The sequence below is a fragment of the Opitutus sp. genome (genome assembly GCA_024998815.1).
Classification (GTDB): domain Bacteria; phylum Verrucomicrobiota; class Verrucomicrobiia; order Opitutales; family Opitutaceae; genus Rariglobus.
Map to the genome: position 1 here is coordinate 229,238 of JACEUQ010000003.1, position 16,601 is coordinate 245,838.

16 protein-coding genes are annotated in these 16,601 nt (G+C 61.3%); 2 read left to right on the forward strand and 14 right to left on the reverse strand.

Annotated features, from left to right (window positions below; genetic code table 11):
* Positions 1 to 518: 518 nt before the first annotated feature.
* From H2170_16100 to H2170_16125, 6 genes are all read right to left on the reverse strand, one after another.
* A complete protein-coding gene (locus tag H2170_16100) occupies positions 519 to 1,223 on the reverse strand; it encodes a hypothetical protein (GenBank protein ID MCS6301592.1) in 705 nt (234 codons plus the stop codon).
* Between the two features lie 5 nt (positions 1,224 to 1,228).
* A complete protein-coding gene (locus tag H2170_16105) occupies positions 1,229 to 1,627 on the reverse strand; it encodes a biopolymer transporter ExbD (protein MCS6301593.1) in 399 nt (132 codons plus the stop codon).
* The gene (locus H2170_16110; GenBank protein ID MCS6301594.1) at positions 1,624 to 3,510 is read right to left on the reverse strand and encodes a DUF2341 domain-containing protein; all 1,887 of its coding nucleotides are present in this window, start codon (positions 3,508 to 3,510) and stop codon (positions 1,624 to 1,626) included. Before H2170_16110 ends, H2170_16105 begins: the two co-directional genes overlap by 4 nt.
* 52 nt (positions 3,511 to 3,562) lie before the next feature.
* Entirely contained in the window at positions 3,563 to 5,179 is a 1,617-nt protein-coding gene (locus H2170_16115) for a ShlB/FhaC/HecB family hemolysin secretion/activation protein (GenBank protein MCS6301595.1), read from the reverse strand.
* Positions 5,180 to 5,287: 108 nt separating this feature from the next.
* Positions 5,288 to 6,115, reverse strand: a complete 828-nt coding sequence (locus H2170_16120) for a PEP-CTERM sorting domain-containing protein (GenBank protein ID MCS6301596.1) — start codon at positions 6,113 to 6,115, stop codon at positions 5,288 to 5,290.
* Positions 6,116 to 6,183: 68 nt separating this feature from the next.
* Positions 6,184 to 7,437: a hypothetical protein gene (locus tag H2170_16125; protein ID MCS6301597.1), complete on the reverse strand. Its 1,254-nt coding sequence runs from the start codon at positions 7,435 to 7,437 to the stop codon at positions 6,184 to 6,186.
* Between the two features lie 299 nt (positions 7,438 to 7,736).
* On the opposite strand from H2170_16125, the gene H2170_16130 reads away from it, so the two are divergent.
* Together H2170_16130 and H2170_16135 are read left to right on the forward strand one after the other, a co-directional pair.
* On the forward strand, positions 7,737 to 8,336 hold the full coding sequence (locus H2170_16130; protein MCS6301598.1) for a HupE/UreJ family protein: 600 nt from the start codon (positions 7,737 to 7,739) through the stop codon (positions 8,334 to 8,336).
* 488 nt (positions 8,337 to 8,824) lie between these two features.
* Positions 8,825 to 9,052: a hypothetical protein gene (locus tag H2170_16135; protein ID MCS6301599.1), complete on the forward strand. Its 228-nt coding sequence runs from the start codon at positions 8,825 to 8,827 to the stop codon at positions 9,050 to 9,052.
* A gap of 211 nt (positions 9,053 to 9,263) precedes the next feature.
* Here H2170_16135 and H2170_16140 read toward each other — a convergent pair whose 3' ends face one another.
* The 8 genes from H2170_16140 to H2170_16175 all read right to left on the reverse strand — a co-directional run bounded on the left by H2170_16140 (position 9,264) and on the right by H2170_16175 (position 16,556).
* Positions 9,264 to 10,097, reverse strand: coding sequence for an urease accessory protein UreD (locus H2170_16140; protein MCS6301600.1), 834 nt, complete (start codon positions 10,095 to 10,097; stop codon positions 9,264 to 9,266).
* A 216-nt stretch (positions 10,098 to 10,313) separates the two neighbouring features.
* On the reverse strand, positions 10,314 to 10,934 hold the full coding sequence (ureG, locus tag H2170_16145) for an urease accessory protein UreG (protein MCS6301601.1): 621 nt from the start codon (positions 10,932 to 10,934) through the stop codon (positions 10,314 to 10,316).
* A gap of 162 nt (positions 10,935 to 11,096) precedes the next feature.
* Positions 11,097 to 11,804, reverse strand: coding sequence for an urease accessory protein UreF (locus H2170_16150; GenBank protein MCS6301602.1), 708 nt, complete (start codon positions 11,802 to 11,804; stop codon positions 11,097 to 11,099).
* A 1,085-nt stretch (positions 11,805 to 12,889) separates the two neighbouring features.
* Positions 12,890 to 13,336 (reverse strand): GxxExxY protein, encoded by a 447-nt coding sequence (locus tag H2170_16155; GenBank protein MCS6301603.1) that lies wholly within the window; start codon positions 13,334 to 13,336, stop codon positions 12,890 to 12,892.
* 114 nt (positions 13,337 to 13,450) lie between these two features.
* Positions 13,451 to 13,921 (reverse strand): urease accessory protein UreE, encoded by a 471-nt coding sequence (locus H2170_16160; protein MCS6301604.1) that lies wholly within the window; start codon positions 13,919 to 13,921, stop codon positions 13,451 to 13,453.
* Between the two features lie 113 nt (positions 13,922 to 14,034).
* Positions 14,035 to 15,801, reverse strand: coding sequence for an urease subunit alpha (gene ureC / locus H2170_16165; protein ID MCS6301605.1), 1,767 nt, complete (start codon positions 15,799 to 15,801; stop codon positions 14,035 to 14,037).
* A 136-nt stretch (positions 15,802 to 15,937) separates the two neighbouring features.
* Positions 15,938 to 16,249, reverse strand: a complete 312-nt coding sequence (locus tag H2170_16170) for an urease subunit beta (GenBank protein ID MCS6301606.1) — start codon at positions 16,247 to 16,249, stop codon at positions 15,938 to 15,940.
* Positions 16,250 to 16,253: 4 nt separating this feature from the next.
* Positions 16,254 to 16,556, reverse strand: coding sequence for an urease subunit gamma (locus H2170_16175; GenBank protein ID MCS6301607.1), 303 nt, complete (start codon positions 16,554 to 16,556; stop codon positions 16,254 to 16,256).
* Positions 16,557 to 16,601 lie beyond the last annotated feature (45 nt).

The window sequence follows — 16,601 nt, forward strand, 5'->3', positions numbered from 1 at the left end:
CTCTTTGCGTTCCTTGCGTTCTTTCGCGGCTAAACGGCCTTGGTTGTTTCGGAGCAGAAAGTAGCGCAGACTTCCAGTCTGCCTCGGTGTATTCAGTCTCAGCAGCGATCCCTTTGCCCGCGAAAGAGCGCAGAGAACGCATAGCAATACAGGCGGATTGGTCTCTTTGCGTTCCTTGCGTTCTTTCGCGGCTAAACTGCCTTGGTTGTTTCGGAGCAGACTGGAAGTCTGCGCTACTCTCCCAAGCCAATGCAGACTGGAAGTCTGCCTCGGTGTATTCAGTCTCAGCAGCGATCCTTTTGGCCGCGAAAGAGCGCAGAGAACGCATAGAAAACAGTCGGATCGGTCTTTGCGTTCCTTGCTTTCTTTCGCGGCTAAACGGTGTTGGTTGTTTCGGAGCAGACTGGAAGTCTGCGCTACTCTCCCAAGCCAATGCAGACTGGAAGTCTGCGCTACTTCCAATGCATGCGGCGTCGGCCCAGGCCTTCTGTTGGTTTATCCGTTTCATGGGCATCACATCAGTTGGCGCGGCGCAGGGTGGTGCTCATCCAGATGGGCTGGGGCATGTCGCTCGGCGGGGGCTGGATTTGCAGGCCCACCAACACGTCGGCTTTCATCGCCTCTTCCACCTCGGCTTCGAGGGTGGATTTGCGCAGCGCCACCCGGGTGATGCGGCCGCCCGCATCAAACCACAGCCCCAACTCAACACGCCCGTCGGCGAAACGGGTGCGCGGGTCGGCGCTGATGGCATCGCTGATGCGCTTTTTGACCGTGCCCGAATACCCCGCCCAGCGCGTGCCGCCGCCGGAGGCCGCCAAACGCGTGCCAGTCCCGCCGCCGCCGCCGCCCGGGCCGGTGCCCAAGCCGAAGCCATCGGCGGCGCCATCGCCTTTGATTCCGGTGCCCAGCGGGCCGTCGTTACTCGGCGCGGCTGCAGGCGCGGGCGTGGGCTCTTCGGCGGTCTCGGCAACCATCTGCTGGGCGGTTTCCGGCAGCGGGGTCGTCTCCGGGGGCTTCGGGCGCGGAGGAGGCGGCGGTGGTGGCGGAGGCGGTGGCACCGTGATATTCACCACTTGCGGCGCGGGCGCACGGCGTTTGCCGCCGTCGCTTTTACCGGCAACGAGGTAAACCAAGCCGCCGACGAGTACGCAGCCGCCCGCCACCATCAGCCCGCGCTGGAGCGGGGAGGTGGAGCCTTTGCGTTTCTTTGAGACAGTCGCCATTGCGGTTATTTGGGCGGCTGGGTGGCCAGACCGATTTGGGTGACGCCAACGCGACCGAGCACGTCGAGCACGTCCATGATACCCTGGTATTGAGTTCCACGGTCGCCTCGCACGACCACAGGGAAATCCGGGCTCTTGGTCTTGTGCGCGTTCAGGTTTTGTTCGAGCTGCTCGAGCGTCACCGGCACGGTATCCAGGAAGATTTTACCCTCGTTGTTCACCGTGATGGCTTTGCTCTTGGGTCCGCCGAGCGCGGGCGCGGCACCGCCCCGGGGCAGGTCAACCTTCACGCCCTGCACGCCCGCCGTCGTCATGATGATGAAGATCAGCAGGAGAACCAGGTACAGGTCCACCATCGGGGTGACGTTGATGTCGTCGTAGGACTTGCTGTCGTCGGCCTTCATCGCGCGGCGCTCTCCTGCTTATTAGCGGCGCCATTGCGCGCATCGGGTTCCGGATAGAACTCGGCCATCTTGGTGATGAACTCGTCGATGAAGATCTGCATGTCGGATACAGCGTCCTTGATGCGGCTATTGAGGAAGCTGTAGAGGAACAGCGCCGGAATGGCCACCAGCAGGCCGAACACCGTGGCGAGCAGCGCCGAGGCGATACCGGGGGCGATCGAGTTGACCTCCACCTGGCCGGTTTTCGCGATGACCGCGAAGGTGATCATCACGCCCACCACCGTGCCCATCAGGCCGACATAAGGCCCGCCGGCGATGCCGATCGTGAGCGACACCAGACCCGAGTTGAGGCGGTGCACTTCGCGGGTGAGACCGGCGTCGAGGCTGGCCTTGATCGCGGTGATCGACCGCCCCGACAAGCCGTTGAACCCGCGCTTGCTGATAATGCGCTGGTGGATCTCCTCCGAGCCGATGTGGTAAATGTGGTAAAGCGGGCTCTCCTGCATGAGCTCCTGCAACTCCTCGTCGGCCACGGTGCCGCCCAGGCTCTTCACGTTGGCCGCATCGCCGTGGTCGATCACGGTCAGGTCGGAGGAAACCGTTTTCCAGCGGCGCAGGAACTCGGCGGTGCCTTTTTCGGTGCGCTTGAGGTAGGCGAATTTCTTCCACGCCACCACCCAGCCGACCACCATCATGATGCAGCAGCAGGCCACCGCAATCCAGCCGTCGAACATCATGTTTTTGGCGATGTCGCCGAACAGCATGACGTGTTCGAGCGTGGCGTTGTGGCCGCCACCGCCAGCCGCTTCCTCGGCCCCGTAAATGAACACCTTCTGGCTCTCAGCCGAACCCGCCTCGGTCACCGCGGCGAGTTTAACCCACCCCAAACTGCGGGCCGTGTTGGAAATCTGCAGCTCGTCGATTTCGCCAACCAAGCCGTTGCCACCCGTGGCGTCGGCACCGAGCAGCGCGACGTCGGTGAGCGCGGGCACCGCGCGGTCTAGCTTGGCGTAAACCACGCCATCAACCAACAGCGTCGTCACGTTGTCGGCGGAAACGACCGCCAGGTGCTTCCAAGCACCGAGCGCCATGGGCGCGCCCACCGCGCTGCGGGCCGAGGCGGCGCCGTCGTGGACTTCGAAGTACGGCACGGCCTTGGCCAACCCGATCTCGAAGCCGTTGTCGCGGTCGCCCCAAGAAAAAATCACCGCACGGGCCGCCTCGGCGGTCGGCTTGATCCAGGCGCTCCAGGTGTAAGCCTCGCCGGTGGCGCGCTTGAGCGATTCTGAAACCGGGATACGCACCGGGCCGGTGCCGATCAGGCGGTAACCGGGTCCGATCAACGAGCCCACGACCGGTGTGCCGGCGTTGGCAGCGTTGTTAACGTTACGGGTGGCGTCGAAGGGCGCGCCGGTCTCGCCGAAGTGGTAAACCAGCCGCGTGGCCTCGTCGTAGGTGGCCTTCGCATCGGCGACCGTCGGAGCCGCAGCGTTACCATAATAGAGCCAGAAGCTCACCTTGGCCCCGGACTTGAGCGCGGGGACTTTGACCCACACAAACGCCTCGTTGAGCAACGAGTCGTAGCGCTCGATGTGGTGGGCGAGCACGGTCTTTTCGTCGGCGGAGACGAAGCGGATGTCCGCGCCGGATTCCGCGGCCTGGGCGAACTGGAAGTTGCCATCGTGCAGGCGCACCAGCACGGGGCGGGCGTCGTTCGCGTCGGCACCGGCCGGAGCGGTGGCGGCGAGCGCGGTGGCGTCCACGGTGAGTTCGCGGCGCAGGGACCAGTCGTCGTTCCACCAGGCGTGCGCGGGGCTGACGGCCAGCAAGAGCGCAGCACCGAGAAGGAGACGGCGTGTGAAGGTGAAGGAGGTCGATTTCATGTCGTTGGAAAAGTTTTTAAAAATTGAAAAAGGGACGGGCGGAATTCGGTGCTCAGTAGCTGGCACCGAGGGAGAAGTTCACCCGCAGATCGCCGGCGGTCGTCTGCCCCTCGTCGAGCAGAGGCCAGCCGGCGTCGAGCGAGCCGGAGAAATGGTCGCGCAATTTCAGACGGGTGCCGAAGCCCGCGCCGATGAGGTTAAAGCGCGCGGTTTGCGCTGGCAGCGGCTGCTGGATCACCAACTGGCTCGCATCGACAAAGCCATGCACGCGCCAGTCGCCCAGACGGGTCGCCTTGAACAGCGGCAACAGCGGAGGCGAACGCAGCTCGATGGTGCCCGCGACCGCGTCGTCGCCCGCCACTTCGGACTCGAAATAACCTCGCACCGTGTCGAGACCGCCACCGCTGAACTGCTCGGAGTCGATCAACGGTTGCCCCGCCACTTGGGCCTGACCGCGCAGGTACAAATCTAAGCCGAAAGGAAGTTGTTGGGTGCGGGCGAGCTCACCGCGCAGGTAGGCAAAACTGCCGGAGGCGCCGAAGCGCCGCGTGCCGAAATCGGTGTCGTCGCTGCCTTGACCGCGCAGGCTGAGGGTCGGCGTGAGCGTGAGTTCGGTCGAGCCGGTGGCCGTGAGCCAGGTGGCCGAGTAGTTAAAACTCACCGCGTAATACTCCACCGGCGCACGCGATACCGAAGTCCCGGTGATCAGGTCCTGGTCGAGCTGCTTGTGGTCCAGCCCAGCCGCCAGCGTGTGGTAAAAACTCTCGTCGCCGGGCAGCGCAAAAATGGCGCGCGTGCCGAGGGTCGTGCCACGACCGGCGACCGCACTGCCGCCCAGCGTCGAGACGTCGCTTTCCTGTTTGGTGGCGAGCAGTTGCAGCGTGAGGTTTTCCACCCCCGCCGGGCGAAACAGGTAGTAGCCGGACATGACCTTGGAGTCGGCGGGCTGCTCGGGCGCGGTTTGATAGCTAAAACCGAGCGTGTGGCCGCGTTGCCAGAGGTTGCCGTAGCTGGCGCCGGCATTGAGCCGCAGCGACGAGGTGTTGGCGCTGTTGCGGTTATTGAGCTCCACGTTGGCGGCGAGCGGGGGTTTGGCCTCCTCAACTTTCAGGTCCACGTCGAGGGTGCCGGGCTCGGCGCCGGCCTTGATCTCGGGGGTGATTTGGCGGTCTTGGACCTGGTTAAGCCGGGCGAGGTCGCGGGAAATATGGTTAAAGTTAAGCGGTTGGCCCTCGGCCAGCGACGGTACGTCCTTTTTGAGCTGGGTAGGCGAAGAGTAACGCGAGCCGCGCACCCGGGTTTGCGCGATCACACCCTCGGTGACATTGATCGCCACCACGCCGTTGCCCGCGTCCTGCGCGGGAACTTGCACGAAGGTGGCCTGATAACCTTTGGCGCGGTAGAGCGCCTCGATGGCAACACGCGCCCGCTCGACATCGTCGGCGGTGCGCTCGGGACCAAGAAACGCATACACCGCTTCCTCGATCTCCTCGGACTTTAACGTGTGCACGCCCTCGACACGGAATTCCTGAATAAGGAAACGCACGGTGGCGGCGCTGGCGGCCGGAGCGGCGGTATCGGCCGACAGCAGCCCGGGCGCTAGCAGCCAGACGAAACCTGCGCACGCAGAGGCGCGCAACGGCCAGAAAAAGGAGGGAAAAATCGACACGCGAAAAAGTTTGGTTGTGAACAAAGAAGCCCCCCGCCGGTGAGGGCGGGAGGCTTCGCGATTCAGGAATCGCTGATGGCTAGTGGTTTAGGCTAACAAGAACTCCACTTAGGCGCGGACAGCCGGACGGCGGCGGGTAGCGGCAAGGCCGAGGACGGCAGCACCGGCCAACGCACCGAAGGTTGAGGGCTCAGGGATGGCGGAGGCACCGGAAGCGGTGAACGACAGGCCGGAGGCTTTGAGCTCGAAGGTACCGAGGTAGTTGGTACCACGGGCGAAGACAATGCCGTCACCGTCGGTCGCGAGACCGGTGGGGGCTGTGCCACCGGTGGTGGGAACCAAGGCGTAAAAGTCCGACACCGAGGTGGCGGTCGTTACGTTTTGGTTACTCGCACCGAACTGGGCCGAGTTGTTGGTCGTCAAACGCGCCTGCATGGAGTTGACGTTCGAGCTGGCGACAACCACCGAAACGGTGCTGTTTGCCGTTGTGTCGAACGCGTTGAACGCGGTGCCGATGGAGGATACGTTCGAGCGAACGGTGCCCAGAATACCATCGGATGCTGAAGCGATCGGGGCGGCACCAGAAACGGCGGTCGCAAAGATCGAATTACGGGTCAAACCGTCCACGGAGGCAGCAAAGGTAGCTCCGGTTACCGACCACTTGATATCCGTGCGCGTATTCCAGTCGCTACCATAGGTGGCGTTCAGGTCGGAGACGATGCTGCTGCTGAAGTTTACGGTGGAACCATCGTTGTTGTCGAACTGACCGAACGAACCGAGGTTGACCATCAAGTTGGATCCGGCACCCACACCCGTGCTAGTGAAGAAACCGAGCAAGATGTCACCGGCTGCGAACGTATCAGTGGTGGTTGCGGCGAAAGCAGACGACGCCGTGACGACGGACGCGAGAAACAAGGCCTTAAGTGAATTTTTCATAATATGAATTTAGGCGGCGACAGAGTCCCATCGCCGCCTGTGATTTAATTAGTGCGTGCTAGCGTGGATTATTGCGCGATGGTCGAGCCTTCGGAGAGGCGCGTGACCTTCATGTCAGCGAGTTTGACGCCGGAAGCGGCGGGAACGTTGAGGATGATGTTGTCCTTGAGGGAGGTCGCGAAAGTCAGCGCCAAGCCGCTCAAGTCAGGGCGGTAAGCGAGATAAGCGAAGGACCAGAGGGAATACTTACCTTCCTTGATGGCGGTGAAGTCCCAGGTGGTGGTTCCACCATTAGCGGTGGAGTAAGTCACACCGAGCGAAGCACCGTTATAAGCCATGACGTAGCTGGTGTCGGTGGTCAGGGTGGTGTTGATGGCCTTGAGCAGATTGGCTGCGTCACCGACGCCGACATAACCCATCAGAGCGAAAGGAACACCGTCATAGGCGTTGCCGGTACCATTGATATCGGAAACCGTCTTGCTAAGATCGGTGGCGAGGGTGCCGCCGCTGGAGTAACCGTTGTTACCCACTGCGAAACCATTGTCGGTGTCCTCAGCGGTGAGGTTCACGCCAGTGATGTTGCTGCCCAAGATGATCGGTTGGAACTGGGTGGCGTCAGAAGAAGCGCCATAACCGCACTCGGCAAAGGTCACCAGGCGGGTGCCGGAGAGGGGATTACGGCCCATGGCGTAAACCTTGGTGCCGGAAACATCAGCGATACCGCTCAGCAGCGAGATCGGGGCACCACCGCTAAGGAGGGCCTTGGCCATCTGGTTGGTGATATTGTTAACGCTGGAGTAAGCGGCGAGGGCGGGGTGTGAGGCGCCAACGCGTCCCTTGACCCAAACGAAAGGAATCACGCCGACGGGGAACTCGGTCAGGGTGTTGGCGGTGTAGATGGTGGCACCCTGGGTGTTGTCCGCCATGGAGATCTCGGGGATAGCTTGCTCGTAGATCGCCGTGTTCGTGGTCGTGGTGGAGGTACCGCTGACAGCGGTGGTCGCGGTGACGAAGGAAGCCTTGATGAAGTTCTGGTTCAGGCTCTCGGAGACGTCACGAACACCCTCGACCGAACCGGTCCAGGAGGTTTGGATCACAACGGGCTGGCCGGAGAAGGTACCGATGTAGGTGGCGTATTGGGCGCTGGTCTCGGTGCCGCCGGTGAAAGCGGAATCCGTGACGGTTAAAATGTTCTTGATCGAGTTGATCGTGGCTGAGCGGAACGCGGTGGAACCGGTGATGCGGATGGTGGTTTGGGCAATAGCGGCATCGGCCGCGAGGAGCGCGAGCACAGCGGCGGCGCAGGACTTGAGGTGTTTCATATGGATTTTTTCTGAGGATGGCGGAGGCCGATTAAAAATCCCCCGAAAGGACGGGAGAAGGCCTACATTAAACACGACGTGTGTTACGCTTTCGTGGCGTGTGTGTGTCGAAGCCGTCACGTTCCGGTGACAAACGCGCCCACGGCCTAAAGTTTTGGGAAAAGTGGCCGACACGTGTGGCGAAGCAGACTGGAAGTCTGCGCTACTTTTTCGGCATTCACACCGTGCGCGGGTTTCTCTCTCGGGCTTCTCGTATTTTAACCTGTCGGCGTGGCCCGTTTTTTGCTCATCTCCTGCCAATGAACCGCCTCAACCCCTCACGCTTTTCCCGTTTAATCGCCCTGCTCGCCACCGTGCCGGCCATCGCCTCAGCACATCCAGGACACGACGGTGGCCACGACCTGACGTGGGACTTCAGCGGCGGGTTTAGCCACCCCATCGGCGGTTTGGATCACGTCTTGGCGATGGTTGCGGTTGGCCTCTGGGCTGCGCAACTCGGCGGCCGCGCCCGCTGGCTGGTGCCGGCGACGTTTGTCGCACTGCTCGCCGTGGGGGCGGCTCTCGGACTCCAGGGGCTGGCACCGGCGGGCGTTGAGCCAATGATTGCGGCTTCGCTGCTCGTTCTGGGTCTTATGGTCGTCATAGCCCAACGCCTGCCGCTCGCCGCCGGCCTCGGCCTGACCGCTCTTTTTGGTGCCTTCCACGGATTCGCCCACGGCGCCGAAATCCCCGCCTCCTCGGGTGGTGTTTCCTACGGCCTCGGTTTTATTGCCGCCACGGTGCTGTTGCACGGAGCGGGCCTGGCGCTGGGCCTGTTGAGCGCGCGCCAGTCGACTTGGTTTACGCGCATCGCCGGCACCGGTGTGGCCGTCTGCGGAGCTGCGCTGCTGCTACGCTGAGCCACCGAAAAGTAGCGCAGACTTCCAGTCTGCATCGGTGGCTTGGGCCGGACGTCGATCCTTTTAGCAGCAAAGGATCGCATAGAACGCATAGAAAAAAGGCGGATTGGTCTTTGCGCTCATTGCGTTCTTTCGCGGCCAAATTGCATTGGTTTCAGCGAGCAGTTACACAGAGGGCACGAGAGGTAGCACAGAGCTCACGGAGGAGGCGGCACTGTATAAGTCGAATCGACGTTGATGTAGAAAGCGCCCAATCGCCTGATTTCAAACTCTTTCCCCAGGGCCTCCCCGCACTCTGTGGGCCGCGCTCCGTGTCCTCTGTGTAACCCTTCCGAACGGCCGTTGCACCCGTTCTTTCGCGGCTAAATTGCCGGGGGTGCTTCGGAGCAGACTGGAAGTCTGCGCTACTTTTTCGATCCGACCGCTCCACGGCGGCATCTCTCATTTTAACCTGTCTGCATGGCCCGTTTTTTGCTGACCTTCTGCCAATGAACCGTATCACCCCCTCCCGCTTTTCCCGTTTAATCGCCCTGTTTGTCGCCGTGCCGGCCATCGCCTCGGCCCACCCCGGCCACGACGGCGGCCACGACCTGACGTGGGACTTCGGCTCTGGCCTGGGCCACGTGCATTACGGCCAAGCCCTGCTCGTCGGACTGCTGCTGGTTGGCGTGGCGGTTGGCATCGCCAAGCTCGCCGCCCGGTTCTTCAAAAACTGATCGGTGCCGAAAAAGTAGCGCAGACTTCCAGTCTGCATTGGCGTGCGACTCGTAACGGTTCCAACCCAGGCAGTTTGGCCGCGAAAGATCGCAGAGAACGCATAGCAACACAGGCGGATCGGTCTTTGCGCTCCTTGCGTTCTTTCGCGGCTAAACGGCCTTGGTTGGCCTAAGCAGACTGGAAGTCTGCGCTACTTTTTCGGCACGCCCCTCACAGCTTGCGCGCGTCGCAGGCCAAATGAGGGCACACGGGCGTGAGCACTCGGCGGATCGCCGCGAGGGTCTGCCGCAAACGCACGCCGTCCGGCGCGACGAACTTGATGCTCCAGCCGCCGCCCAGCCGGAGCTGGCTCGCCCCGATCCAGACGCCGTCGCCGTGCAGCGCATGTAACTCGGCACGCCAAGCGGGCGAGGCGTCGGCATCCAAACCCCGCGCGATCACCACGGCGTTGCCAAAACACGCGCCCTCCCCTGCCCCGGCCAACGCCGCCAACGCCTTCAGCCCTTCACCGGCTTGGTCAAAGCGTTCGCGCAACAGCAGGTCGTCGCCCCGTCGCACCTCCAGCTCCAGCAGCAATCGCGCCCACTCCCACGCCTCGCCATGCGCCACCCGGCCCGGCAGCAGCAGATCCGCATAAAACGCCGCTGCGCCCGGCGCCACCGCCAGCTCGGTGCGTTGCCTGAAAACGCTGCCTCGGTGCGGCACGATTGGCTCGGGCATCACCTCCAGCCAGCCACCCGTCTCAACCTGAAAGCGCTGCGTGCTCACCGCCTCGCCACTGCGCATGCGGAATACCCGGCTCGCGCTCGGCGTGGTCAACAACAGCGCCGCCCCCGCAGCCACCTCGACGGCAGACTCCAGCCGATCGCCAGAGAGGATGCCGGCGGTGGGATTCACCACCTGAACGAGCAACGTGCGCGTGTCGGCGTCCCAGTAGGGCTTGCTCACATGGAAAGGCGCACGAAACGCCTGCGCGCCAATCGCGGTAACGCCGTCGGGGCGGTGCTCGGCGCGCAGGGAAAGTTGTCCGTGAAATTCAGCCATGGGTGGATTAAGAGTTTTAGCCGAAAAAGAAAGCCATGCACCAGTAACGTAGAACTTGTCAGATTAAACCAAGGCAGTTTGGCCGCGAAAGATCGCAAGGATCGCAAAGAACGGAATCAAACCGCAGAGGAACGGAATCGGACACGGATGAACTTGCCTCAAAAAAATGGGGGCCTGCCTTTTCTATGCGATCTTTGCGTTCCTTCGCGGCCAAATTCAGGTTCTGGATTTCTTCCCAAACAGCACCTCGCGCTCAATCCACGCGATCACGCCGTCGAGGTTGTGCTCGCGTTTAAGGTCACAGAACAAGTGCGGTTTCACCCCGCGCTGAATCTTGGCGTCGCGGTCCATCACGCCCAAGTCCGCGCCCACCAGCGGCGCGAGGTCGATTTTGTTAATGATTAGCAATTCGCTGTGGCGAATCGCCGGACCTCCCTTGCGCGGGATTTTATCCCCCTCGGCAACGTCGATGACGTAGATAAACGCATCGACCAGCTCGGGCGAAAAGGTGGCGGTGAGGTTGTCACCGCCGCTCTCGACGAGCAGCAGGTCCAGGTCGGCGAACTTTGCCTCCAGCGCGCGGCAGGCCTGCTCGTTCATCGTGGTGTCGTCACGGATAGCCGTATGCGGACACCCGCCGGTCTCCACACCGACGATACGCTCAGGGGAAAGCGCGCTGTGCTGGACGAGGAACTGGGCGTCCTCGGAGCAATAAATGTCGTTGGTGACGACCGCCATCGAGTAGCGCTCACGCAGCCGCTGGCAGAGTTTGAGGCAGAGCATGGTTTTACCGGAGCCCACGGGGCCACCGATGCCGATACGAGGAGAACGCGTCATTTTGATTATAGAAGAGGAGAAACTGGGAACACCGGAAACCGACCGAATTTACGAATTAACCCAAGGCAGTTTAGCCGCGAAAGATCGCAGAGAACGCATAGAAAAACCGTCGGATTGATCTTTGCGCTCTTTGCGATCTTTCGCGGCTAAATTGCATGGATTTCACGAGATAAACATTCGGCTATCGGCGGTTTCGTGGCGGGCGGCGGCGATGTCGAGCCACGGGTTAAACCAACCGATTTCGTCGAGCGGCACGGCTTGCGCGGCGGCGATGAGCTCGGGGGCCTGGGCAAGGGCTTCGGTGAGGAGCGATTGGCTGCCGTTTTGGCCGATGCGCAGCAGCTTCACGGCGGCGGCCATCACTCCGGCGATGGCCGCATACACACAGCCAGCCAGCACGGCTTCAAGTGGGGCGCCCAAAACGCGCCCCTCCAGCGCGGCCGAAACCGGCGTAGCGAAGGGCCAGCCGTGCGCGGCGGCGCGGGACAGGTAGCCGGTCGCCAGAGGGTGCGCATGGAGCGAGGCGGTGAGCTCGGCGCGCTGGCGGCCGATATTCTCGGTGGCGAGGCGGGCCTCGCGGGCACTCTTGAGCGCGTGGGCCAGCCCGCAGAGTTCGCCGACACGGGCCCAATCCGGGGAGACGGGGTCGAGCGCGGCATAGGCGTGGGCGGCAAGAGGCAATTCGGCTTGGCGCAGGGCGGGCAATACGGAGAGAAAGACGAAGTCGCGCAGCGTGGTGCGGTCGCGCACCAGCCCCGCCTGAACGAGGCCCTCTAACCCAAAGGAATGGGCATAGGCGCCCGTCGGGTAATACGAGTCTCCGGCCTGCAACAGGCCCACGAGCCAACGGGGGTTATAAGTTTCAATCATCGAATTTTTAGCCGCGAAAGATCGCAAGGAGCGCAAAGAACGGAATCAAGCCGCAGAAGGACTGAAATCGGACATGAATGAAGTTGGCTGAGCTTGCCTCGAAAAAAAGGAAACCGCCTTTTCTATGCGATCTTTGCGTTCCTTCGCGGCCAAAATCTCCGTCCGTGCTTGATGCGTGAAGCGAGGTAACCGAGCGCGAGGTTGCGTGGGCTGTGTTTGAACAGGCCGGCGCTAAAGACACAGGTGGCGGACATGTCATTTTAAATTCAATCATCGGAATTTTAGCCGCGAAAGAACGCAAGGAACGCAAAGAACGGACCCGAGCCGCAGACGGGAGAAGTCGCGTGAGTTGACTGGGTTCGACGTGAAAAAAAAGAACGGTCTTTTCTATGCGATCTTTGCGTTCCTTCGCGGCCAAAAACTCCGTCGATTTTTATTGCTTGGACCGAATTCATCGAGAGCGGGAGTGGATTGGCTGCATTAAAACCGGCCAACGCAGAAGACGCAGGTGACAGCCATGTAATGTTAATTTCGAGCATCGAATTTTTAGCCGCGAAAGATCGCAAGGAGCGCAAAGAACGGAATCAAGCCGCAGAAGGACTGAAATCGGACATGAATGAAGTTGGCTGAGCTTGCCTCGAAAAAAAGGAAACCGCCTTTTCTATGCGATCTTTGCGTTCCTTCGCGGCCAAAATCTCCGTCCGTGCTTGATGCGTGAAGCGAGGTAACCGAGCGCGAGGTTGCGTGGGCTGTGTTTGAACAGGCCGGCGCTAAAGACACAGGTGGCGGACATGTCATTTTAAATTCAATCATCGGAATTTTAGCCGCGAAAGAACGCAAGGAACGCAAAGAACGGACCCGAGCCGCAGACGGGAGAAGTCGCGTGAGTTGACTGGGTTCGACGTGAAAAAAAAGAACGGTCTTTTCTATGCGATCTTTGCGTTCCTTCGCGGCCAAAAACTCCGTCGGTTTTTATTGCTTGGACCGAATTCATCGAGAGCGGGAGTGGATTGGCTGCATTAAAACCGGCCAACGCAGAAGACGCAGGTGACAGCCATGTAATGTTAATTTCGAGCATCGAATTTTTAGCCGCGAAAGATCGCAAGGAGCGCAAAGAACGGAATCAAGCCGCAGAAGGACGAAACCGGGAATCGAGGAAGCTGGCTGAGGGCGTATTTCTTGATCTGAAACTTATAGGAACCGAAATTAATAAGCAGTCCGTGCTCGGTTCGGGTGGATTTGAGGTATCCGAGCAACTGGGCCACATGCTCCTCGGCCACGGTTTTAACGGCCTTAAGCTCGATGATCAGGCATCCCTCAATCAGGAGGTCGGCTAAATACTCACCGATCACTGTTCCGTCCTCGTCAAGGACTTGGATCGGGTGCTGTTGCTGTACGGCATAGCCAGCTTTACGCAGCCGATTCACCAAGGCGTTTTCGTAGACTTTTTCGAGGTGCCCATGTCCATGGTAAACATGAACAGCGTAAGCGGTTTGCCTGACTACATCGCACAATTCATTGATCGTTTTCATAGGGTTGGTTTCACCGAGGCATGACCCGTAAACCAAGGGCGTTGAGCCGTGATGATTAGCAAAAACGAATGTATTTCTATGCGTTCTTTGCGTTCCTTCGCGGCCAAAAATCCGTCAGTGCTTGTGGCTGGGGCCGAGGTCATCGAGAGCGGGGTTGGGTTGGCTGCGTTTGAACCGGCCGGCGCGGAAAACCGAGGTGGTGGCGGTGTATTCGACCTGAATGCGCGCGAACAACTGGCGGGCGGCCGGTTCGTCGGGCGTGAGCAGCCGAGTCGCTTCAGAGGAAAACTCGAGGTGCAAATTCCCCACCGCCCAGCCAATACCGGCGGCGGCGGAAGGCGGCAGGTTGGCCAGCTGAACTTCGAGCACGGGCTCGCGCGCCTGATCGATGACGTAACGGTGCGTGGCGGTCTGGTAAAAGGTCGCGCCGGTGGTTAGCGGTGCGGCCAGCTCAAACCCGAACTCCGTGCCGTCGGCCGCGACACCGCGCCAAAGCCGCTTGGCCAAGGTGCGGCGTTCGACGCGCAACAGGATGGTGGGAAGCGCGAGGTCGGGGGCCGAGAAAGCGGAGTGAATGAGTGTCATTTACCGCAGAGAGTCGCAATTTTGGCCGCGAAAGAACGCAAAGAGCACAAAGATCAAAGCCTGTATTTCTATGCGTTCTTTGCGTTCTCTCGCGGCTAATAAGGATTGTGCCCTCAAAACAGGAAATACCGCTGAGCCAACGGCAGCACTTTGGCCGGTTCGCAGGTGAGGTGCTCGCCGTCGGCGGTGACGTGGTAGGTCTCGGGATCGACCACGATCTTCGGCATCGCGTCGTTCAAAACCATGTCGGTCTTGCGCACGCTGCGGCAGCTTTTCACCGCCTCCAGACGCCGCTTCAAGCCGAGGTTCAACAGCCCGCCGTCGCGTAGCCCCGCCTCCGATACAAACGTGAGGCTGGTTGACGCCACACCGCGGGCGGTCGCGCCAAACATCGGCCGATAAAACATCGGCTGGGGCGTGGGGATCGAGGCATTGGGGTCGCCCATGTTCGCCCAGGCAATGAATCCGCCTTTGAGAATCAGCTCCGGCTTCACGCCAAACAGCGCTGGCTTGAACAGCACCAAGTCGGCGAGTTTGCCCACCGCTACCGAGCCGATGATGTGGCCCATGCCGTGCGTCAGCGCCGGGTTGATCGTGTACTTGGCCAGGTAACGCAGCACGCGGAAGTTGTCCGCCGCCGGATGCGAAGGGTGTTTCAGCGGGCCAAACTGGAGCTTCATCTTGTGCGCAGTCTGCCAGGTGCGGCAGATGACTTCGCCGATGCGACCCATCGCCTGCGAGTCCGACGACATCATCGAGATCGCGCCCAGGTCGTGCAGGCGGTCTTCGGCGGCGATCGTCTCCGGGCGGATACGCGACTCGGCGAACGACACGTCCTCGGGGATCTTCGGGTCGAGGTGGTGGCAAACCATGAGCATGTCGAGGTGCTCGTCGATGGTGTTCACCGTGAAGGGCCGCGTCGGGTTGGTGGACGACGGCAGCACGTTGGCCTCGCCGCAGACGCGGATGATGTCGGGCGCGTGGCCTCCGCCTGCACCTTCGGAGTGGTAGGTGTGAATCGCGCGGCCCTTGAACGCTGCGAGCGTGTCTTCGACGAAACCGGCTTCGTTGAGGGTGTCGGTGTGGATGGCGACCTGGACGTCGAACTCCTCGGCCACACCGAGGCAGGTGTCGATCGCGGCGGGCGTGGTGCCCCAGTCTTCGTGGAGTTTTAAACCGATCGCACCGGCCAAAACCTGGTCGCGCAACGGCTGGGCGGTGCCGCAGTTACCCTTGCCGAGGAAGCCCAAATTCATCGGGTAGGATTCGGCCGCCTCCAGCATGCGGTGGAGATTCCAGCGGCCGGGCGTGCAGGTGGTGGCGAGTGTGCCGTGCGCCGGTCCGGTGCCGCCGCCGATCATCGTGGTGATGCCGGAGCTGATGGCTTCGTCGATCTGCTGCGGGCAGATGAAGTGAATGTGGGTGTCGATGCCGCCGGCGGTGATGATGCAGCCCTCGCCCGCCAGCACCTCGGTGCCGGCGCCAACGATCATGGGGTTTTTCTGGCCGGTCTTCGGATCAGGGTAAACCGAACCGAGTCCGCGCTGAATGCCGGGGTTGCCGGCGTGGCCAATGCCCACGATCAGCCCGTGTTTGATGCCGATGTCGGCTTTGATCACGCCGAGCTGCGCGTCGAGGATGAGGGCGTTGGTGATGACCAGGTCGAGCGACTCGGCGTCGGTGGCGGTGGACGACTGGCCCATACCGTCGCGGATGACCTTGCCGCCGCCGAATTTGATCTCGTTACCGTAACCGCCGCCCTCGGCGATGAGGTCGCGTTCGACTTGGACAAACAGCTCGGTGTCGGCGAGGCGGACCTGGTCGCCGACGGTGGGACCAAACATCTCGGCGTATTGGCGGCGGGTGAGTTTGAGCGACATGGAATTATTGAGAGAGAGAGTTTCGGAGGGTTACACAGAGATCACGGAGGTAGTCACAGAGGTCACGGAGCAAACGGGATCGACTCGGTGACCTTTGTGAAACCTCTCGTGCCCTCTGTGTAACTCCGGTTTTCGATCAGAGTTTTCCGTTGATCTTGGCGTTGAGGCCCCAGACTTCGCGCAGGCCGGTGAGAGCCACCAGCTCAACCTGTTTGGTGTCGCCGGCCTCGAAGCGCACCGCCGTGCCGGCGGGGATGTTGAGGCGGAAACCGCGCGCCGCTTCACGGGGGAAACACAGCGCGGCGTTCGACTCATAAAAATGATAATGCGAGCCGACCTGAATCGGGCGGTCACCGGTGTTGGCCACTTCGATGATCTTGGTTTCGAGCTCGAGATTGGCGTCGAGCGCGGGCGCGTCGGCCGCAGGGATGATTTCACCGGGGATCATGGTTTTAGCGGATGGGGTTGTGGACGGTGACGAGTTTGGTGCCATCGGGGAACGTCGCCTCGACCTGCACGTCGTGGATCATCGCAGGCACACCCTCCATCACGTCGCTGGCCTTGAGGATGGTGGTGCCGAAACTCATCAGCTCGGCGACGGTTTTGCCGTCACGAGCACCCTCCATGATCTCGTAGGAAATGATGGCGATGGCCTCGGGGTAATTGAGCTTCAATCCGCGCGCCTGACGTCGGCGGGAAAGGTCGGCGGCGGTGACGATCAGGAGCTTTTCTCGTTCGCGGGGAGTGAGGTGCATAAGGCGGATTCGGCAGGGTTAACCACTGATGTTCACTGATGAACA